Origin of the sequence: Streptomyces sp. NPDC019396 (genome assembly GCF_040632375.1) — a bacterium.
In the GTDB taxonomy this organism is placed as follows: domain Bacteria; phylum Actinomycetota; class Actinomycetes; order Streptomycetales; family Streptomycetaceae; genus Streptomyces.
This window is the reverse complement of sequence record NZ_JBEYBS010000001.1, coordinates 346,036-365,718: the sequence shown is the minus strand read 5'-3', so window position 1 is coordinate 365,718 and position 19,683 is coordinate 346,036. Positions and strand designations below refer to the sequence as shown.

Below are 19,683 nucleotides of genomic sequence, written 5' to 3'. Positions count from 1 at the left end.
CCATGCTGCGCGCATGACACCAAACCTGACGCGTCGTCATCTTCTGGGTCTCGGCGCCCTCCAGACCGCGGCGGCACTCGGCCTGACCCGAATCGGCGCCTCCCCGGCCCGGGCCGCCGAACGGTCCGCCCCTGTCCGCGTCCCCGCCCTCGTCATCGGCTCCGGCTACGGAGGGGCAGTCACCGCGCTGCGCCTCGGAGAGGCCGGCATCAGCACGCTCGTACTCGAAATGGGCCGCCTCTGGGACACCCCGGGGTCCGACGGAAAGGTCTTCTGCACCACCAGCGCACCCGACCAGCGGTCCATGTGGTTCCGCACCCGCACCGAGGCGCCGCTCGCCCAGTTCCTGTGGCTCGACGTCGTCAACAAGGACATCAGCCCCTATCCCGGGGTCCTCGACCGGGTCCGCTTCGACAACATGTCCGTGTACGTGGGGCGGGGCGTCGGCGGGGGATCGCTCGTCAACGGTGGCATGGCCGTCACCCCGCAACGGGCCTACTTCAGCGAGATGCTGCCCAACGTCGACGCCAGCGCCATGTACGGCACGTACTTCCCGCGCGCCAACGCGATGCTCGGCGTCAACACCGTCAACTCCGCCTGGTTCGAGTCGACGGAGTGGTACCGCTTCAGCCGGGTCTCACGCAAGCACGCCGCCAAGGCGGGGCTGCGAACCGTGTTCGTGCCCAATGTGTACGACTTCGGGTACATGGAGCGCGAAGCCGCGGGGCAGGTCACCAGGTCGGCGCTCGCCGGAGAGGTCATCTACGGCAACAACCACGGCAAGCGCAGCCTCGACCGCACCTATCTCGCCGCCGCCCTCGGCACCGGGAACGTCACCATCGAGACCCTCCAGCGGGCCCGCGGCATCCGCAGGGAGCCCGACGGCAGCTATGTCGTCACCGCCGACCAGATCGACCTGGCCGGCAAGGTCGTCGCCACCCGGGAGATCGGCTGCGACCGGCTGTTCCTCAGCGCCGGCAGCATCGGCACCACCGAACTCCTGCTGCGCGCCCGGGAGACCGGCACCCTGCCCGACCTCAGTGCCGACATCGGCGGCGGCTGGGGCCCCAACGGCAACGTCATGACCGCGCGCGCCAACCACATCTGGGACACGGTGGGCGCCAACCAGGCCACCATGCCCGTCATGGGCATCGACGACTGGTCCAACACCGCCAACCCCGTGTTCGCCGAGATCGCCCCGCTGCCCATGGGCTTCGAGCACTGGATCAGCCTCTATCTGGCGATCACCCGCAACCCGCAGCGCGCCAGCTTCAGATACAACACGACCACGGGCGCGCTCGGACTCGACTGGACCAAGGCCCAGAGCCAGGTGTCCGTCAACGCGGCCAAGACCCTCTTCGACCGGATCAACAAGGCCAACGTCACGATCTACCGCTACGACCTGTTCGGCGGGAACAAGACCTTCGCCGACGACTTCACGTACCACCCGCTGGGCGGCTGTGTGCTGGGGCGGGCGACCGACGACTACGGCCGGGTGCGCGGGGCGCCGGGCATCTACGTCACCGACGGAGCCCTCGTACCGGGCTCCATCGGGGTCAATCCCTTCGTCACCATCACCGCGCTCGCCGAACGCAACATCGAGCGCGTACTCGCCGAGGACTACGCCCAGGCCGCCTGAGGCGGCCTGGGCGCCACACCTGGACGACGACCGGGGGCTCAGCCCCCGTAGATCGCCTCGATCTCGCCCGCGAAGTCCTTCGCCACCACATTCCGCTTCAGCTTCAGCGACGGCGTGATGTGGCCGGCCTCCTCAGTGAACTGGGAGCCCAGGATGCGGAACTTCCGCACCGATTCCGCCTTGGAAACCGCAGTGTTGCCCTCGTCCACCGCCCGCTGGACCTCCGCCAGCAGGTCCGGGTCCTCGCACAGCGAAGCCGCCGTCGAACCGGCCGGCTTGCCGTGGTCGGCGGCCCAGCGGGCCAGGAACTCCTCGTCGATGGTGATCAGCGCGCCCACGAAGGGCCGCCCGTCGCCCACGACCATGCACTCCGCGACCAGAGCGTGTGCCCGGATCCGGTCCTCGATGACCGCCGGGGCGACGTTCTTGCCGCCCGCAGTCACCAGTATTTCCTTCTTGCGGCCCGTGATCGCGAGGTAACCGTCCTCGTCCAGCGTGCCGATGTCACCGGTGTGGAACCAGCCGTTGGACAGTGCGTCGGCGGTCGCCGCCTCGTTGTTCCAGTAACCGGAGAAGACATGCTCGCCGTGCACCAGTACCTCGCCGTCGTCGGCGATCCGGACCACCGAGCCCGGCAGCGGCTGGCCGACCGTGCCGATCTTCGGCCGGTCCCACGGGTTGAACGTCGTGGCCGCACAGGTCTCCGTCAGGCCGTAGCCCTCCAGCACCGTGAAGCCGATACCCCGGTAGAAGTGACCGAGCCGCTCGCCCAGCGGGGCGCCGCCGGAGATGGCGTACTCGCCTCGCCCGCCCAGCACCGCGCGCAGCTTGCTGAAGACCAGCTTGTCGAACACCTTGTGCTTGAGCTTCAGCATGAACGGCACACCGCCCGGGGCGTCGAGCGCCCGGCTGTACGCGATCGCCGTGTCCGCCGCCTTGTCGAAGATCTTGCCCTTGCCCTCCGCCTGGGCCTTGGCCCGCGCGGAGTTGTAGACCTTCTCGAACACCCGCGGAACACCGAGGATCAGCGTGGGCCGGAAACCGGCCAGCTCATCGGTGAGGTTCTTGATGTCCGGGGCGCAGCCCAGCTTGATCGGCGCCATCGCGGGCGCGATCGCGACCATCCGGCCGAAGACGTGCGCGGCGGGCAGGAACAGCAGCACGGAACTGTGGCCCGTACGGAACAGCGGCCGCAGGCGCTCGACCAGGTTGCCGCACTCCGCGAAGAAGGCGCGGTGGGTGAGCACACAGCCCTTGGGGCGGCCGGTGGTGCCCGAGGTGTAGACGATCGTCGCCGGGTCGTCGGCCTTGGCGATCGCGCTGCGCTCGTCGACCAGCGCGTCGCTCACCTCGGCGCCGGCCGCGGTCAGCTCGTCGATCGCGCCTCGCTCGATCTGCCAGACCTGCTTGAGGGCGGGCAGCTCGGCCCGCACCGACTCCAGCGCCTCGGTGTGCGCGTCGCTTTCCACGACGACCGCGACCGCACCGGAGTCGCCGAGGATCCAGCGCACCTGCTCGGGCGAGCTGGTCTCGTAGACCGGCACGGTGACACCGCCGGCGCTCCAGATCGCGAAGTCGAGCTGGATCCACTCGTAGCGGGTGCGGGACATCAGCGCGACCCGGTCGCCGGGCTGGATGCCCGCGGCGATCAGACCCTTGGCGGCGGCCCGCACCTCGGCCAGGAACTGGGTGGCGGTGACATCCGTCCAGGTGTCCCCGACCTTTCGGCCCATGACGGCGACATCCGGATGCTGGGTGGCATTTCGGCGGATGAGATCCGTCAGGTTTCCGTCCGTGGGGACCTCGTACAGGGCCGGAAGGCTGAACTCACGCAAGACTGCTGCTCCTCATCGGGCGCCGGCGCCACGGCTCTGTGTACGCACCGGGACTGCCCGGACGTTACCGACCAGTACTTGGTTCCGGATAGGGGTTCCCGGTCAGATGTTCGCTGCGTCACATGTGCGTGGCGCCGCATCGCGAACCCTATGACACCCTCTCCCCGCCCGCGAAGTTCGTGCAGGTCCGACCCCCTCTATCCAGTGTGGGCTGTTCGATTTAGGGTGATCGCGGGGTGATGTGAATGCGCGTTCACGTGGTCAGCGACGTACATGGGAACACCAGGGACCTGGCCAGGGCAGGCGACGGGGCCGACGCCCTGATCTGCCTCGGTGACCTGGTGCTCTTCCTGGACTACGCCGATCACTCGCGCGGGATCTTCCCCGATCTCTTCGGGGTCGCGAACGCCGATCTGATCGTCGAGCTGCGCACCGCGCGCCGCTTCGACGAGGCCAGGGATCTCGGCCGGCGGTTGTGGGCCGGCCTGGACCGCGACGCCGCGATCCTCGCCGCCGTGCGCAAGCAGTACGCCGAGATGTTCGCAGCCTTCCCGGCACCGACGTACGCGACCTACGGAAACGTCGACATCCCCTCCCTCTGGCCGGAGTACGCCCGCCCCGGGACCACGGTGCTCGACGGCGAGCGCGTCGAGCTCGACGGCCGGGTCTTCGGATTCGTCGGCGGCGGACTGCGCACCCCCATGCGCACCCCCTTCGAGATCTCCGACGAGGAGTACGCGGCGAAGGTCGAGGCACTCGGCGAGGTCGACGTGCTGTGCTCGCACATCCCACCGGACGTGCCCGAACTGACCTACGACGTCGTCCCGCGCCGCTTCGAGCGCGGGAGCCGCGCCCTGCTGGAGGCCATCCGGCGCACCCGGCCGCGGTACGCCCTGTTCGGACACGTCCACCAGCCGATGGCCCGGCGGATGCGGATCGGCACCACCGAGTGCGTGAACGTCGGGCACTTCGCCGCCACGGGGCGGCCCTGGGCCCTGGAATGGTGACCGGTACGGTCACGGTAGATTGCATACCGCAACCTTGTCCGGACAGCACCGGAGAGCACTGGAGGAGCCCGGCGATGGCGGAACACACCAGCTCGAGCATCACCATCGACGCGGCACCCGCCGACGTCATGGGGGTGATCGCCGACTTCGCGCGCTACCCCGAGTGGACCGGCGAAGTGAAGGAGACCGAGGTCCTGGAGAAGGACGACCAGGGCCGTGCGGTACGGGTCCGGCTCGTGCTGGACGCCGGTGCGATCAAGGACGACCACACCCTCGCGTACACCTGGACCGGCGCGAACCAGGTGGCCTGGACCCTGGTCAAGTCGCAGATGCTGCGGGAACTCGACGGCTCGTACACGCTGGCGCCGGTCGACGGCGGCAAGCGCACGGAGGTCACCTACCAGCTCACCGTGGACGTCAAGATCCCGATGCTCGGCATGATCAAGCGCAAGGCGGAGAAGGTCATCATCGACCGCGCCCTCGCGGGTCTGAAGAAGCGCGTCGAGTCCGGCGCGGGCGCCTGACCGCGACTCCCGCTCGGATGCGCATCCTCCTCGTCACCGGGCCCGGAGGCTCGGGCCGCACCACCGTCGCGGCGGCCACCGCGCTCGCCGCGGCCCGCAGCGGCAAGCGCACCCTGCTGCTCACGGCCGATTCCGCCCCGGCCCTGGGGCTCCCCATGGGCACCGGTCCCGGCGAGGTGACCGAGGGTCTCTGGGCCGCCCGTATCGACTCCGGTGCGCACTTCCGCCGCGAGCTGCTCGCCTTCCAGGAGCGCAGCACCGCGGCCCTCGACCTGCTCGGCTCCCGGAAACTGGAGGACGAGGAGCTCACCGAGCTGCCCGGCAGCGAGCAGTTCGCGCTGCTTCGCGGGCTGCGTGACCTGCGCGGCGGCGGCTGGGACGTGGCCGTGGTCGACATGCCCCCGCTCCGCGAGACGATCGCCCTGCTCGGACTGCCCGAGCAGCTCCGCCGCTATCTGCGCCGCCTACTCCCACCGGAACGCCAGGCGGCCCGGGCACTGCGCCCGATGCTGGCCCAGCTCGCCGGCGTACCGATGCCCGCGCAGTGGCTGTACGAGACCGCCGCCCGCTGGGAGACGGAGCTCAGTGCCGTACAGGAGCTGATCGACGACCGGAACACCTCGGTCCGGCTGGTCGCCGAGCCCGGGCCGGCCGCAGAGGACGCCCTGCCCTCCGCACGGCTGGGGCTCGCGCTGTACGGGATGCGGGTGGACGCGCTCGTGGCCAACCGGATCCTGCCGACGGCGTCCCCCGACCTCTGGCTCGCCGGGCTCCAGGCCCAGCAGGAGAAGGTGCTGCGTCGCTGGCACCAGGAGTCCCGGGCACAGTCGGCACCGCTGCTCTCCGTGGCCCATGCGGGCAGGGATCCACGCGGGCTCGACGACCTGGCCGCACTGGTCGGCGACGGCGGCGCCAACGGCCTCGCCGCAGGCCTGGAGCTACGGGCGGCCGGTCCCGTGGACCCCTGGGACATCCGGCGGGCGACCTCGTCGAACAAGGCGCACGAGGACGAGTTCCACTGGGTCCTGCCGCTCCCCGGTGCCCTGAAGGAGGAGCTGGGTCTGGTGCGCCGCGGCGACGAACTGCTGATCTCCGTGGGTCCGTTCCGGCGTGTCCTGTCCCTGCCGTCGGTGCTGCGCCGCTGCACCGTCTCGGGTGCGGGCCTCAGGGACGGAGAGCTCCGGGTCAGGTTCACCCCGGATCCGGCCGTGTGGCCGCAGGGCCGCTGAACGGCGGCGCCCCGTTCGGGTACCGTCGACAGCAAGCAGTCCCGTTCTCCCGTCGAACCAGGAGCGCGCCATGAGCGATGCCACCGAGCGCCCCGATGCCGATGCCGACGCCTGGGCCGAGGCGTGTGCCGAGGACCTGCAGGCCGAGCGGGCCCGCCGCCGGGAGCGGTACGGACACGGCAGCGGCACCGGATCCGCGGCGGAAGAGCTACGCAAGCTGATGGATGCCGTGGCCGACAAGATGTCCTCGTTGCAGAACCCGCTCTTCGGCATGGCGGCACAGGGTGCCGTACAGCAGTTGATCAGCCAGGCCAAGGCGGTCGTGGAGCCGGTCGTCGAACGCAATCCGCAGGTCTTCGACCATCTGGCCGCCGCCGGCAACGAGCTGCTCGCGGCATACCGCTCCGCCGTGGAGGGCCATGAGCGGCGCTGGACCCGTGGTGAGACGCCTGGTGAGGCGCAGGGCGGGGCACCCGGTGACCGGCGTGACGGCCCCGATGACGGGCCGCGCGAGCAGATCGACCTGGACTGAGGCGGGGAGTCCCTCCGGTACCGTTGGCCTTAGCGGGGCACGACCGAAAACTGAGGGACACATGGGACTCACCATCGGCGTCGACATCGGCGGCACCAAGATCGCGGCCGGCGTGGTTGACGAAGAGGGCGCCATTCTCGAGACGCACACGGTGCCCACTCCGCCCACCGCCGACGGGATCGTGGACGCGATCTGCTCGGCCGTCACCGGAGCCGGTAAGGGGCACGACATCGAAGCGGTCGGCATCGGCGCCGCCGGCTATGTCGACGACAAGCGTGCCAACGTCCTCTTCGCGCCGAACATCCACTGGCGCCACGAGCCGCTGAAGGACAAGGTCGAACAGCGCGTCAGCCTCCCCGTCGTCGTGGAGAACGACGCCAACGCGGCGGCGTGGGGCGAGTACCGTTTCGGCGCGGGCCAGGGACACGAAGACGTCATCTGCATCACGCTCGGCACCGGCCTGGGCGGGGGCATCATCATCGGCAACAAACTGCGCCGCGGCCGATTCGGCGTGGCGGCGGAATTCGGGCACATCCGGGTGGTTCCCGACGGACTGCTGTGCGGCTGCGGCAGCCAGGGCTGCTGGGAGCAGTACGCGTCGGGGCGCGCCCTCGTCCGGTACGCCCAGCAGCGTGCGGGCGCGACCCCGGAGAACGCGCGGATCCTGCTCGGCCTCGGCGACGGCACGCCCGGGGGCATCGAGGGCAGGCATGTCAGCGAGGCGGCGCGGCAGGGCGACAAGGTGGCCGTCGACTCCTTCCGTGAGCTGGCGCGCTGGGCCGGTGCGGGGCTCGCCGACCTGGCCTCGCTCTTCGACCCGTCCGCCTTCATCGTCGGCGGCGGTGTCTCGGACGAGGGCGAGCTGGTGCTCGACCCGATCCGTAAGTCCTTCCGACGCTGGCTGATCGGTGCCCAGTGGCGCCCGCACGCCCAGGTGCTCGCCGCCCAGCTCGGCAACAAGGCCGGCATGGTGGGCGCGGCCGACCTGGCCCGCCAGGGCTGACCCACCCGTACGCACGCGTGCCCGCCACCCCTTGAGCAGGGGCGGCGGGCACGCTGCGTGCTCGGGCCCGCGTCGCCGGCTACCGCACCCCCATGCCCCGCTATGTTGACCGCATGCCGACGCCCGAGCCGTACACGCTGCCCAACTCCCGCACCGAACCGGACGGTTCGGCGGTGGTGCGGGTGCTCAGCTACAACGTCCGATCAATGCGGGACGACGAGGACGCGCTCGCCCGGGTGATCCGCGCCTGCCGGCCCGACCTCGTGTTCCTCCAGGAGGCGCCGCGCTTCTTCCGCTGGCGCAAGCACGCCGCACGGCTCGCAGCCAAGAGCGAGCTGGTCGTGCTGGGCGGCGGCGCGACCGCGGCGGGACCGCTGCTGCTGTGCTCACTGCGCACGACCGTCGAGCACACCGAGGACGTACTGCTGCCGCTCACCCCGGGGCTGCACCGCCGGGGCTTCGCGACCGCCGTCGTACGGTTCGGCCGGGCCAGGATGGGACTGCTGAACTGCCATCTGAGCCTGGACGGCGACGAGCGCTACGCCCAGACCGGGATGCTGCTGGAGCGGCTCGCGGCCATGGACACACCGCATGCCGTCGTCGCGGGAGACATCAACGAACAACCGGACGGCCCCGGCTTCCGGCGCCTCGCCGCCGAGCTCCGGGACTGCCGGCGGGTACGCCCCTGGGGCGGCGAGTACACCTTCACGACCACCGCCCCGCAGCGGCGCATCGACGCGATCTTCGTGACGCCCGGTGTCGAGGTCCTCGGCTGCGGAGTGCCTTCCGGCCATCCCGGGGTCAGCGCCCAGGACCTGAGGGCCGCGACGGACCATTTGCCGGTGCTGGCGGCCCTGCGCCTCCCGGCCTAGGCCGGGCCGGCTCAGACCACCGCACCGCGCCCGGGGTCGTCGTCCTCGTCGTCCCCGTGTGCCATCCGTGCCACCAGGGTGATGAAGCCACCGACGAATCCGCCGACCCCGAGCGTGGTCAGCCACCACGTCATGTTCCACTCCAGCAGCACGGCGAGCAGCAGCAGCACCGGTCCGCCGATCACGGCGAGCCAGGCGAACTTCGCCGTCGTGTCGGCCTCGGGCAGCGGCGGCGGCTCGGGCGGCACGAAGTGGCCCTCGTCCGACTCGTCGAGGTCGTCGTCGCCGGCCTCCGGCGCCTGGTAGTCCCGCGGGCCCTTGCCGGGGCCCACGCCCGGTGCGAACACGATCGAGCTGCCCAGCGGCCTGGTGGAGCCGGGGCCGCCTTCGTCGTCGTCATCGTCCTCGGATGCGTCGTCCCCGGACGCGGGCGGCGCGCCGTGCCGCGGCTTGTCCGGCTTCTCCACCATGGCCGACTCGTCGGGAAGTGCCAGATCCTCGATGGGCCTGAAGGGTCTGGCGCCCGGCGGGTCGGTCGGCTCCTCGCCGTAGCCCGCGACGATCGCCGCCCAGGCGGCCTCCTCGTCGATCGGCTCCGGCTCCCGGTCGTCCCGGTCCGCATCGTGCTGCTCAGCCACCGGATGTGCTTCCCTTCTTCCCGCCGCTCCCCCCACTCGGTGTACCGCTGGCACCCGGAGCGAGCCGACCGATGAACGCGTAGCTCTCCTCGAAAATCAGCTCCGCATCGTGGTCCAACGTCGCCACGTGGTAGCTCTGTTCCAGCAGGATCTCCTTGACGTCCTGGGACGAGACCCGGCTGAGGATCCGGGCCGAGTCGACCGGCGGCACCACATGGTCCTGCGGGCTGTGCAGCAGCACCATCGGCTGGGTGACCTGGGGCAGCTCCCCGTCGACCAGCTTGAGGAAATTGCGCAGGGAGTGCGCCGCGTGCAGCGGCACCCGGTCGTAGCCGACCTCCTCCGAGCCCCCCATGGAGATATCGCTGGCAATGCCCTTGGTGCTGGGGACCAGATGCCGGGCCACCGGGAGCGCCTTGGCCGCGAGACCGTGCATCTTGTTCGCCGGGTTGACCAGGACGATGCCGCTGATCGCGTCACCGTGCCTGGCCGCGAGCCGCAGCGTCAGCGCACCGCCCATGGAGAGCCCGCAGACGAACACCTGGCTGCACCGCTCCGTGAGCGCGCGCAGCTCCCTGTCCACCTCCGCGTACCAGTCCTGCCAGCCGGTCAGCTGCATGTCCTGCCAGCTGGTGCCATGGCCGGGCAGCAGGGGCAGCGACACGGTCAGACCGCGCTCCGCCAGATACTCAGCCCAGGGGCGCAGCGACTGGGGGGAACCGGTGAATCCGTGGCAGAGAAGGACACCGACTTCGCCGCCCTCGTGGCGGTAGGGCTCAGCTCCAGGCAGTACCGGCACCGGGCGTCTCCTGTTCGTGAGAAGTGCTCGTGAGAGGTCATCGCAAGAAAGAGGTGCAAGGGATCACAAGGGATCGCAGGGGGATCTGTGAGCACCGGACCGGGTCCCGGGGCCGGGCGCGATTCCCGAGCCGGTCCGAACCTGGTCCGAACGCCGATCCGACAGCGATCCGAAGGTGCCTTCACGGTACGCGACGGCGCTGACACCGACTAGGTCCGAAGGGGCTTCAGCGCGGCACCAGGCGGCAGGGCGCCACCCCCTTACGGGTTAAGGTCTTTGCGTCGGACACCAGGAAGGCATTCGAGTTGATCTACGGCGCCATGAAGTTCTCCCTCGGAGGGTCACTGAAGCTTGCCTTCAGACCCTGGGTGGAGGGCCTCGAGAACATCCCCGCCGAGGGGCCCGCGATCCTCGCGAGCAACCACCTGTCCTTCTCGGACTCCTTCTTCCTGCCGGCTGTGCTGGACCGCAAGGTCACCTTCATCGCCAAGGCCGAGTACTTCACCTCGCCCGGCCTCAAGGGCAAGCTGACCGCGGCCTTCTTCAAGGGCGTGGGCCAGCTGCCGGTGGACCGTTCCGGTGCGCGGGGCGCGGGTGAGGCGGCCATCAAGAGCGGCATCGACGTGATCCGCAGCGGGGAGCTGTTCGGTATCTACCCCGAGGGGACCCGCTCGCCCGACGGCCGGCTCTACCGCGGCAAGCCGGGCGGCCTCGCGCGGGTGGCGCTGGCGACGGGCGCGCCCGTCATTCCGGTGGCCATGATCGACACGGAGAAGATCCAGCCCCCCGGCAAGGTCGTCCCCAAGCTGATGCGTCCCGGTATCCGGATCGGCAAGCCGCTCGACTTCAGCCGCTACCACGGCATGGACCACGACCGCTTCATCCTGCGCTCGGTGACCGACGAGGTCATGTACGAGATCATGAAGCTTTCCGGCCAGGAGTACGTCGACATCTACGCCACCGCCGCCAAGCGCCAGATGGCGGAGGCGAAAGCGGCGGCGAAGGCTGCGGCGAAGGACGCCACCGCGGAGCGGCACGGCGCCGAGTAGCGCCGTCCGCCCGTGCCGCACCCGGAGTCGGGCGAGGACAGGCGAGGGAGGGGGGACATGCCCAGACGTGAGCGGGTCGTCCGGATGTCGGTCGAGCTGCCGCTGTGGCGCGCCCTGACCGCGTACCGTCTGCTGACGGCGGGCTACGCGGTGCTGCTGTTCGTCTTCGGCCGCGTCAGGTTCGAGCACCCGTGGGTCGCCATCGGCTATCTCGCCGTCCTGGGGCTGTGGACCCTCGCTACCCTCCCGAAGGTGGCGAACGCGGCGAGCTGCACCAAGCGCTTCCTCGCCGCCGACATCGCCATCGCTCTCACCGGCATCCTTCTCACACCGCTCGCCGACACCGACGCCCAGCGGATGGACCTGCCGACGCTGCCGTCGATCTGGACGGCCGGTGCGGTCCTCGCCTTCGCGATCAAGGGCGGCTGGCGCTGGGCCGGTTTCGCCTCATCGCTTGTCGCCGTGGCCAACATCATCGAGCGCGGCGAGCCCAGCCGCGACACCTTCCACAACGTGCTGCTGGTGTGGGTCGCCTCCATAGGCATCGGATACGTCGTCGAGATCGCCCGCGCGTCGGAGCGCACCCTGGCTCGCGCCCTGGAGATCGAGGCGACCACCCGGGAACGGGAGCGGCTGGCCCGCGACATCCACGACAGTGTGCTCCAGGTGCTGGCCATGGTGCAGCGCCGCGGCACCGCGCTCGGCGGCGAGGCCGCCGAGCTGGGCAGGATGGCGGGCGAACAGGAAGTCGCCTTGCGGACCCTGGTCGCGGGGGGTCTGCTGCCCGCCTCTCGGGTCTCGGAGGACGAGACACAGGGCGCGTTCGTACGGGTCGTGAACGAGCCGGGTGGGCAGGCGGACGAGGGCCCGGGAGCCGACGGCGACGGGGTCCCGCGCGATCTGCGCACCCTGCTCACGCCGTATGCCGGTGCCAGTGTCACCCTGTCCGAACCCGGGTCCCCCGTGCTGCTGCCGCCGCGCGAGGCGCGGGAGCTCGCGGCCGCTGTCGGTGCCGCCCTGGACAATGTCCGCAGGCACGCCGGTGACGGAGCCCAGGCCTGGATCCTGCTGGAGGACTGGTCGCACGAGGTGATCGTGACCGTGCGGGACGACGGCCCGGGCATCCCGGACGGACGGCTGGCGCAGGCCGAGGGCGAGGGCAGGCTCGGAGTGGCACAGTCGATCCGCGGCCGGCTGCGGGACATCGGCGGCACGGCCGAGCTGATCTCGGTGCCGGGGCAGGGAACGGAAGTCGAGCTCAAGGTCCCGCGCGGGACACGGGGGAAGGCGAAACGATGACGAACACGACAGGCGGGCCGGACGCGACGGATCCGGCAGGGGCCGCCGACACGCCGATCCGGGTCATGGTCGTGGACGACCACCCGATGTGGCGGGACGCGGTCGCCCGCGACCTGGCGGCGGCCGGCTGCGATGTGGTGGCGACGGCGGGCGACGGCCCGCAGGCGGTCCGCCGCGCCCGGGCCGTGTCCCCCGATGTCATCGTCCTCGACCTGAATCTGCCCGGAATGCCCGGCGTCCAGGTCTGCAAGGAAGTGGTGGCGGCGAACCCGGCCCTGAGGGTGCTGGTGCTGTCGGCGAGCGGTGAGCACGCCGACGTACTGGAAGCGGTGAAGTCGGGCGCGACCGGCTATCTGCTGAAGTCGGCCAGCACGGACGAGCTGATCGACGCCGTGCGGCGGACCTCCGTCGGCGACCCTGTGTTCACGCCCGGGCTCGCCGGGCTGGTTCTGGGGGAGTACCGGCGACTGGCCGCGGAGCCCACGCCCCTGGCCGGCACGGACGAGCCGAAGGCGCCCCAGCTCACCGAGCGCGAGACCGAGGTGCTGCGGCTGGTCGCCAAGGGGCTCTCGTACAAGCAGATCGCCGAGCGGCTCGTGATCTCCCACCGCACCGTGCAGAACCACGTGCAGAACACCCTCGGCAAGCTCCAGCTGCACAACCGCGTGGAGCTGGTGCGCTACGCGATCGAGCGCGGGCTCGACGACGCCTGATCCCCACCCTCCACCGATTCACTCCTCGGAGTGAATCGGGGTGAACTGACGGACGCCAACTTCCCCCTGTCGTACTGGAATTAACCTGACGCGCCGTCCCGCAGTGACCTGGGTCACTACTAGCGTGGTTCCCCTATGCCACCACCGACGGCGAAGGGAACTTCCATGCGGGTCGGAGTACTGACCGGGGGCGGCGACTGCCCCGGCCTCAACGCGGTCATCCGCGGCATCGTCCGCAAGGGCGTCCAGGAGTACGGATACGAGTTCACGGGCTACCGTGACGGCTGGCGCGGACCGCTGGAAGGCGACACCGTGCAGCTCGACATCCCCGCCGTGCGCGGCATCCTGCCCAGGGGCGGCACGATCCTCGGCTCGTCCCGCACCAATCCCCTCAAGCAGAGCGACGGCATCCGCCGGATCAAGGAGAATCTCGCCAAGCACGAGGTGGAGGCCCTGGTCGCGATCGGTGGCGAGGACACCCTCGGGGTCGCGGCCCGCCTCGCCGATGACTACGGGATCAACTGCGTGGGCGTCCCGAAGACCATCGACAACGACCTGTCCGCCACCGACTACACCTTCGGCTTCGACACCGCGGTCGGCATCGCCACCGAGGCCATCGACCGGCTGCACACCACCGCCGAGTCCCACATGCGGGTGCTGGTCGTCGAGGTGATGGGCCGTCACGCGGGTTGGATCGCCCTGCACTCCGGTCTGGCGGGCGGCGCGAACGTCATCCTCATCCCCGAGCAGCGCTTCGACGTGGACCAGGTGTGCGCCTGGGTCACCTCCCGCTTCCGTGCCTCGTACGCGCCGATCGTGGTGGTCGCCGAGGGCGCGGTGCCCGGGGACGGCGACATGGTCCTCAAGGACGAGTCGCGCGACTCCTTCGGCCATGTGCGGCTCTCGGGCGTCGGCGAGTGGCTCGCCAAGGAGATCGAGCGACGCACCGGCAAGGAGGCGAGGACGACCGTCCTGGGCCATGTCCAGCGCGGCGGCACCCCCAGCGCCTTCGACCGCTGGCTCGCGACCCGCTTCGGCCTGCACGCGATCGACGCGGTGCGCGACGGCGACTACGGAAAGATGGTCGCGCTGCGCGGCACGGACATCGTCCGCGTCCCGATCTCCGAGGCGACGGCCAAGCTGAAGACGGTCGACCCCTCGCTGTACCGGGAGGCCGGCGTCTTCTTCGGCTGAGCACGTCTTCGCAGTCGGCCTCCGGGCCCGCCCGCAGCCGCCGGGCCGGCCCGGGGGCGCGTCGTCAGTCCTGTGCCGAAGGCTCCCGGACCAGACCCCTCAGCAGCGAGCGCACGATCTCGGGGCCCCGCAGAGTCAGCACCGACTCCGGGTGGAACTGGATCCCCGCGAAGCCGTCCCCGCGCAGCGCATGGACCTCGTGGGTCAGGGCGTCGCGGCTGACCTCGGTACCGCGGGCCGACAGCCGCGCCCGCGCTGCCTCGTCGCACACCGCGGTGAAGCTGTTGTAGAAGCCGACAGTCTCCTCGCCGCCGAAGAGCCCGATCCGCACCTGGGCGCCCTGGAAGGGGGTCTCCTTGCGAGTGATCGGCAGGCCGAGTTCCGCCGCGATCAGCTCGTGCCCCAGGCAGACACCGAGCAGCCCGTGCGGCGCCGGGTCACGGGCCAGCAGTCCCGCGGTCAGCGAGCGCAGGACGCGCATCTTGGGGTCGGTGCCGTCCGAGGGGTCGCCCGGTCCCGGGCCGAGTACCACCGGCCCCTCGTGAGCGAGGGCAGCGTCCCGTACGCCGGGATCGTCGTAGCGGCGAACGGTCACCTCCAGGCCCGCCCCGCGCAGCACATGGGCCAGCATCGCGGTGAAGGTGTCCTCGCCGTCGACCACCAGGGCGTGCCCGGTGACTTCCGGAGGCAGGGACTGCATCCGCAGCCAGAACGGCGCCAGGCTGTCCCTGCGTGCGTCGAGCGCCGCCCGCACCCGGGCGTCGGCGGCCAGCCGGGGCCGTACCGCCCCGGCCTTTCCGGCGGCCGCCCCGGGACGAACCACACCCAGGGCGGCCAGCACCGCCGCCGCCTTGGCATGGGTCTCCGCGACCTCGGACAGCGGGTCGGAGTGCCGGACCAGCGTCGCGCCGACCGGCACGCGCAGGGCGCCGGACGCCGCGATGTCCGCGGTGCGGATCAGGATGGGGGAGTCCAGCGTCTGTGCCCCGTTCGCGTCCTGCCCGAGCAGTGCCAGGGCCCCCGCGTAGTAGCCGCGGCCCGTGGGCTCGTGGCGGGCGATCACCCGGCAGGCGTTCTGCACCGGGGAGCCGGTGACCGTCGCGGCGAACATGGTCTCGCGCAGCACGTCCCGTACGTCGAGCGAGGAGCGCCCGCGCAGCTCGTACTCGGTGTGTGCGAGGTGCGCCATCTCCTTGAGCCGCGGGCCGACCACCACACCGCCCTTGTCGCCGACCGTGCACATCATCTTCAGTTCCTCGTCCACGACCATGGAGAGCTCGTCGGTCTCCTTGCGGTCGGCGAGGAAGTCCAGCAGCCCCTCCACGGAAGGGCCGGCGGACGGATAGCGGTAGGTGCCGCTGATCGGGTTCATCACGACGGTCCCGCCCGACATCCGGACGTGCACCTCGGGGCTCGCCCCCACCAGCGTGCGGTCACCGGTGTGCACGACGAACGTCCAGTAAGCGCCCCGCTCGCCCTCGAGCAGCCGCCTGAACAGGGCGAGCGCGTCGGACCGGGTGAAGCCTGGGATCTCGCCCGTGAACGTGCGCCGGACGACGAAGTTCGCCCCCTCACCCCGCCCGATCTCGTCCTCGACGACCCGGCGCACCGTGCGGGCGTACTCCTCGTCGCCGATGTCGAAGCCACCGCCCTCGACGTGGACCTCGTGCCCGGGCAGCCGGTCGAGCAGCTCGTCCGTCGGCAGCTCGTACGCCTCGTCCGCGACCAGCACCGCGAGCGGGGTGCCGTCGTCCCGCACCTCGAAGCCGCGCTCCCTGATCTGCCGGAACGGCACCAGAGCGAGGGAGGGCAGGCCGCCCACCGGGATGTCCGCGAGCCGCTGAGCCTCGTGGACCGGGCCGATCAGCACATCGACGGTGTCCCGGTCGCGGCCCGGGGTGCGCCTGCGAAGCAGGGCGAAGGGGCGGGAGTGGGCGTCGTCGTCCAGGAGTCTGCTGATGATGTCCATCGGTGCGTTCCTTCCGTGGCGGGGGTGCGTCAGGGAGGAACGGCCGTGGAAACGGAAGAAGGCCGCCCCTCGGGCGGCCTTCGCGGTGATCGGTCAGATCGTTTTCAGATCGTCAGTGGGCACGCGCGATGGAGTGGGCCGCCGGTTCAGCGGGCCACCACCAGTTCCGGTCGGTCGGCGCGTACATACGAGGCACCTTAGCAGCGCGCTCAGAACAGGGCGACGACGATCGATGTCAGCAGCTGGACCACCAGACCCAGCAGCAGCACGCCGATACCGCCGACGAAGACCAGCAGGGCGTAGCCGCCGGGCGTCCCCGGAGCCGTGCCGCGCCAGGCGACGACGGACATCCACAGACAGGCGACCGCCCCCGGTGTGAGCAGCAGTGCCGCCCAGGTCGCGTAGGTGACGAACTCCACGGGCGAGGGCTCGAAGGCCGCTCCGTCGGTCAGCCGCACCTCGACCCGGCTGCCCGCCGGGTAGTCCTCGTCGGCCCCGACCAGCACCACGTTGTCCCGGGACGCGGGTCCGCGGCTCCCCGTGGCGGCGAAGGCGCCCTCGCAGTCCACGCCGAGCAGACTGGCCCCGATGTCGTGGTTGCCATGACACTCCGACACCGTGAGGACGCCGTCGGCCGGACCCGACCCCGTCACCGCGGTCAACCGGGCGCCGAAGACCAGCCAGACCCCCCAGATCGACATACCGAGGCACAGCACTGCCCCGGTGATCGCCGTTGCTGTCCGCGCCCCTCGCACGTCGCCCTAACCGCCCACGCCGCCGGTGTCCATTGTCAGTCCCCCATCCGCGGGAGAGCGTATACGGAGTGCTCCGGCCCATGGTCTCCGGGCTTCGCCCGAGCAGCGGAGACGATCATGGATTGGCGAGGGTTGTCTCAAAAAATGAGCAGAGGTCTGGACTCCGCGTGCGACCCCGTAATGTTGTCGGGGTGACCGTGAACGCTAAGACCACCGACACCGGTGGCAACACCTGGCGAAACCTGCCCGCGGCGCAGCAGCCCGAGTACCCCGATGCCGAGGCTCTGCGCGATGTGATCGCGGACCTCGAGTCGTATCCGCCGCTCGTCTTCGCGGGCGAGTGCGATCAGCTGCGCGCCCGGATGGGAGCCGTCGCCAGGGGCGAGGCGTTCCTGCTCCAGGGCGGCGACTGCGCGGAGGCGTTCGACGCCGTGTCCGCCGAGCACATCCGCAACAAGCTCAAGACCCTGCTCCAGATGGGCGCGGTGCTGACGTACGCCGCGTCGGTGCCGGTCGTCAAGGTGGGCAGGATCGCCGGCCAGTACTCGAAGCCGCGCTCCAAGCCCAACGAGACCCGCGACGGTGTGACCCTCCCGACCTACCGGGGCGACTCCGTCAACGGCTTCGACTTCACCGAAGAGGCCCGCATCCCGGACCCCGAGCGCCTGAAGCGGATGTACCACGCCTCCGCTTCGACGCTGAACCTGGTGCGCGCCTTCACCACCGGTGGTTACGCCGACCTGCGCCAGGTGCACGCCTGGAACCAGGACTTCGTGAAGTCGTCCCCGTCGGGGCAGCGCTACGAGCAACTCGCGCGCGAGATCGACAACGCGCTGAACTTCATGAAGGCCTGCGGTACCGACCCGGCCGAGTTCCGCACCGTCGAGTTCTTCGCCTCCCACGAGGCCCTGCTCCTGGACTACGAGTCGGCGCTGACCCGTACCGACTCCCGTACCGGACAGCTCTACGACGTCTCGGGCCACATGCTGTGGATCGGTGAGCGCACCCGGCAGATGGACGGTGCGCACATCGAGTTCGCGTCGAAGGTCCGCAACCCCATCGGTGTGAAGCTCGGCCCGACCACCACGGTCGACGAGGCCCTGCGGTACATCGACAAGCTGGACCCGGAGCGCGAGCCCGGCCGGCTGACCTTCATCGTCCGCATGGGCGCCGACAAGGTCCGTGACCGGCTCCCCGAGCTGGTCGAGAAGGTGACGGCATCCGGTGCCACGGTGGCCTGGGTGACCGACCCGATGCACGGCAACACCTTCGAGGCGGCTTCCGGGCACAAGACCCGCCGCTTCGACGATGTGCTGGACGAGGTCAAGGGCTTCTTCGAGGTCCACAAGGCCCTCGGTACGCACCCCGGTGGCATCCATGTCGAGCTCACCGGCGATGACGTCACCGAGTGTGTGGGCGGCGGTGACGAGATCTTCGTGGACGACCTGCACCAGCGCTACGAGACGGCCTGCGACCCGCGGCTCAACCGCAGCCAGTCGCTGGACCTGGCCTTCCTGGTGGCGGAGATGTACCGGGACCAGTAGTGACCTGTATGCACGGCTGTACACGACTGTGGGGCGCGGATCCTTGTGATCCGCGCCCCACAGTCGCGTCCGGGGCTTTTGCCACCCAGGGGCGGCAGGTAAGGTTAGGTTAGCCTCACCGATCATCGGGGACGGCGCCACTATCGATCCGATCCGACGATCCGATCCCATCGGGAGGTGAACCGCGTGTACGTCTGCTCGTGCTTCGGCATCACCGAGAAGCAGGTCAAGGAGCACGCGGAGGCCGGTGCCTGCACCCCCCGCCAGATCGCCTCGGTATCCAAAGCGGGCACGGACTGCGGATCGTGCGTCCGGCGCATCCAGGGGCTTCTCGGCCGTGGCGCGTGCCCCCGCCGCGAGCTTCTCGAGAAGGGCGACCGCACCGCCGCGCTGTCGCTCGGCCACGACGCGACGCTTGGCGCCTCGGACGACCCGTCGGCCGAGACACCGGACATCCCGCAGGCACTGCCCGAAGCCGCCTGAGTTCCCTGCGGCCCTCGGCCCTCAGCTCTCGGGCTGCTCGATCAGCTGGGCGATGTACAGCGGCTCCCCGAGCTTCTCGACCAGCTCCAGCTGCGTGTCGAGATAGTCGATGTGGTGCTCCTCGTCGGCCAGGATCGACTCGAAGATGTTGGCCGACGTGATGTCGCCCTTGTTCCGCATGACCTCGATCCCGCGCCGCAGCCGGTCGATGGCCTCGACCTCGACCTGCCGGTCGGCCTGGAACATCTCGGTGACCGTCTGCCCGATCCGCACGTGGAAGAGCCGCTGGTAGTTCGGGAGGCCCTCCAGGAACAGGATCCGGTCGGTCAGCACCTCCGCGTGCTTCATCTCGTCGAACGATTCGGCCCGGGTGTACTTGGCGAGCTTGGTCCAGCCGAAGTTCTCCTGCATCTTCGCGTGCAGGAAGTACTGGTTGATCGCGGTCAATTCGGCAGTCAGCTGCTCATTGAGGAACTCGATGACCTCAGGGTCGCCCTGCATCGCAGAGGCTCCTTCCGCGCGTGTGACTGGGGCAGGATGGCCGCATCCTCGCACCGTGATCCATGACCGTCCAGTAAGTGCATGCTTAGTAGGAGTTG

At 70.3% G+C, this 19,683-nt stretch carries 20 protein-coding genes; 13 read left to right on the top strand and 7 right to left on the bottom strand.

What is annotated here, in order from left to right:
- Positions 1 to 13: 13 nt before the first annotated feature.
- Complete coding sequence (locus ABZ532_RS01685) at positions 14 to 1,639, top strand: GMC oxidoreductase (RefSeq protein ID WP_361278458.1); 1,626 nt, start codon at positions 14 to 16, stop codon at positions 1,637 to 1,639.
- A gap of 38 nt (positions 1,640 to 1,677) precedes the next feature.
- On the opposite strand, the gene ABZ532_RS01680 is transcribed toward ABZ532_RS01685, so the two are convergent.
- On the bottom strand, positions 1,678 to 3,474 hold the full coding sequence (locus ABZ532_RS01680; protein WP_361278455.1) for an AMP-dependent synthetase/ligase: 1,797 nt from the start codon (positions 3,472 to 3,474) through the stop codon (positions 1,678 to 1,680).
- A 245-nt stretch (positions 3,475 to 3,719) separates the two neighbouring features.
- On the opposite strand from ABZ532_RS01680, the gene ABZ532_RS01675 reads away from it, so the two are divergent.
- From ABZ532_RS01675 to ABZ532_RS01650, 6 genes are all read left to right on the top strand, one after another.
- Positions 3,720 to 4,481 carry a metallophosphoesterase gene (locus ABZ532_RS01675; RefSeq protein WP_361278453.1) on the top strand — a complete coding sequence of 254 codons (762 nt, stop codon included), beginning with the start codon at positions 3,720 to 3,722 and terminating at the stop codon, positions 4,479 to 4,481.
- Positions 4,482 to 4,555: 74 nt separating this feature from the next.
- Positions 4,556 to 5,005, top strand: coding sequence for an SRPBCC family protein (locus tag ABZ532_RS01670; protein ID WP_361278451.1), 450 nt, complete (start codon positions 4,556 to 4,558; stop codon positions 5,003 to 5,005).
- A 17-nt stretch (positions 5,006 to 5,022) separates the two neighbouring features.
- On the top strand, positions 5,023 to 6,234 hold the full coding sequence (locus ABZ532_RS01665) for an ArsA-related P-loop ATPase (protein ID WP_361278449.1): 1,212 nt from the start codon (positions 5,023 to 5,025) through the stop codon (positions 6,232 to 6,234).
- Between the two features lie 70 nt (positions 6,235 to 6,304).
- Positions 6,305 to 6,766, top strand: coding sequence for a DUF5304 domain-containing protein (locus tag ABZ532_RS01660; RefSeq protein WP_361278447.1), 462 nt, complete (start codon positions 6,305 to 6,307; stop codon positions 6,764 to 6,766).
- Between the two features lie 61 nt (positions 6,767 to 6,827).
- Positions 6,828 to 7,769, top strand: a complete 942-nt coding sequence (locus ABZ532_RS01655) for an ROK family glucokinase (protein WP_361278444.1) — start codon at positions 6,828 to 6,830, stop codon at positions 7,767 to 7,769.
- A 113-nt stretch (positions 7,770 to 7,882) separates the two neighbouring features.
- Positions 7,883 to 8,641, top strand: a complete 759-nt coding sequence (locus ABZ532_RS01650; RefSeq protein WP_361278441.1) for an endonuclease/exonuclease/phosphatase family protein — start codon at positions 7,883 to 7,885, stop codon at positions 8,639 to 8,641.
- Between the two features lie 11 nt (positions 8,642 to 8,652).
- Here the strand turns inward: ABZ532_RS01650 and ABZ532_RS01645 are convergent, their stop codons facing one another.
- Together ABZ532_RS01645 and ABZ532_RS01640 are read right to left on the bottom strand one after the other, a co-directional pair.
- Positions 8,653 to 9,279, bottom strand: a complete 627-nt coding sequence (locus ABZ532_RS01645; RefSeq protein ID WP_361278438.1) for a hypothetical protein — start codon at positions 9,277 to 9,279, stop codon at positions 8,653 to 8,655.
- Complete coding sequence (locus ABZ532_RS01640) at positions 9,272 to 10,078, bottom strand: alpha/beta fold hydrolase (RefSeq protein ID WP_361278436.1); 807 nt, start codon at positions 10,076 to 10,078, stop codon at positions 9,272 to 9,274. Before ABZ532_RS01640 ends, ABZ532_RS01645 begins: the two co-directional genes overlap by 8 nt.
- 320 nt (positions 10,079 to 10,398) lie before the next feature.
- On the opposite strand from ABZ532_RS01640, the gene ABZ532_RS01635 reads away from it, so the two are divergent.
- The 4 genes from ABZ532_RS01635 to ABZ532_RS01620 all read left to right on the top strand — a co-directional run bounded on the left by ABZ532_RS01635 (position 10,399) and on the right by ABZ532_RS01620 (position 14,333).
- The gene (locus tag ABZ532_RS01635) at positions 10,399 to 11,127 is read left to right on the top strand and encodes a lysophospholipid acyltransferase family protein (RefSeq protein ID WP_361278433.1); all 729 of its coding nucleotides are present in this window, start codon (positions 10,399 to 10,401) and stop codon (positions 11,125 to 11,127) included.
- A 57-nt stretch (positions 11,128 to 11,184) separates the two neighbouring features.
- Complete coding sequence (locus tag ABZ532_RS01630) at positions 11,185 to 12,426, top strand: DUF5931 domain-containing protein (RefSeq protein WP_361278430.1); 1,242 nt, start codon at positions 11,185 to 11,187, stop codon at positions 12,424 to 12,426.
- The gene (locus tag ABZ532_RS01625; protein ID WP_361278427.1) at positions 12,423 to 13,139 is read left to right on the top strand and encodes a response regulator transcription factor; all 717 of its coding nucleotides are present in this window, start codon (positions 12,423 to 12,425) and stop codon (positions 13,137 to 13,139) included. The genes ABZ532_RS01630 and ABZ532_RS01625 overlap by 4 nt, the downstream gene beginning before the upstream one ends.
- A 165-nt stretch (positions 13,140 to 13,304) precedes the next feature.
- Positions 13,305 to 14,333: a 6-phosphofructokinase gene (locus ABZ532_RS01620; RefSeq protein WP_361278424.1), complete on the top strand. Its 1,029-nt coding sequence runs from the start codon at positions 13,305 to 13,307 to the stop codon at positions 14,331 to 14,333.
- A 64-nt stretch (positions 14,334 to 14,397) separates the two neighbouring features.
- Here the strand turns inward: ABZ532_RS01620 and ABZ532_RS01615 are convergent, their stop codons facing one another.
- The 3 genes from ABZ532_RS01615 to ABZ532_RS01605 form a co-directional block, all read right to left on the bottom strand.
- Positions 14,398 to 16,302 carry an anthranilate synthase family protein gene (locus ABZ532_RS01615; protein WP_361278422.1) on the bottom strand — a complete coding sequence of 635 codons (1,905 nt, stop codon included), beginning with the start codon at positions 16,300 to 16,302 and terminating at the stop codon, positions 14,398 to 14,400.
- A 112-nt stretch (positions 16,303 to 16,414) separates the two neighbouring features.
- Positions 16,415 to 16,489: a trp operon leader peptide gene (locus ABZ532_RS01610; protein ID WP_361278670.1), complete on the bottom strand. Its 75-nt coding sequence runs from the start codon at positions 16,487 to 16,489 to the stop codon at positions 16,415 to 16,417.
- A gap of 22 nt (positions 16,490 to 16,511) precedes the next feature.
- On the bottom strand, positions 16,512 to 17,003 hold the full coding sequence (locus ABZ532_RS01605; RefSeq protein WP_361278419.1) for a hypothetical protein: 492 nt from the start codon (positions 17,001 to 17,003) through the stop codon (positions 16,512 to 16,514).
- A gap of 251 nt (positions 17,004 to 17,254) precedes the next feature.
- On the opposite strand from ABZ532_RS01605, the gene ABZ532_RS01600 reads away from it, so the two are divergent.
- Together ABZ532_RS01600 and ABZ532_RS01595 are read left to right on the top strand one after the other, a co-directional pair.
- Positions 17,255 to 18,601 carry a class II 3-deoxy-7-phosphoheptulonate synthase gene (locus ABZ532_RS01600; protein WP_361278668.1) on the top strand — a complete coding sequence of 449 codons (1,347 nt, stop codon included), beginning with the start codon at positions 17,255 to 17,257 and terminating at the stop codon, positions 18,599 to 18,601.
- Positions 18,602 to 18,787: 186 nt separating this feature from the next.
- Entirely contained in the window at positions 18,788 to 19,084 is a 297-nt protein-coding gene (locus ABZ532_RS01595; RefSeq protein ID WP_361278666.1) for a (2Fe-2S)-binding protein, read from the top strand.
- A 21-nt stretch (positions 19,085 to 19,105) separates the two neighbouring features.
- Here ABZ532_RS01595 and bfr read toward each other — a convergent pair whose 3' ends face one another.
- The gene (bfr, locus tag ABZ532_RS01590) at positions 19,106 to 19,585 is read right to left on the bottom strand and encodes a bacterioferritin (RefSeq protein ID WP_361278417.1); all 480 of its coding nucleotides are present in this window, start codon (positions 19,583 to 19,585) and stop codon (positions 19,106 to 19,108) included.
- Positions 19,586 to 19,683 lie beyond the last annotated feature (98 nt).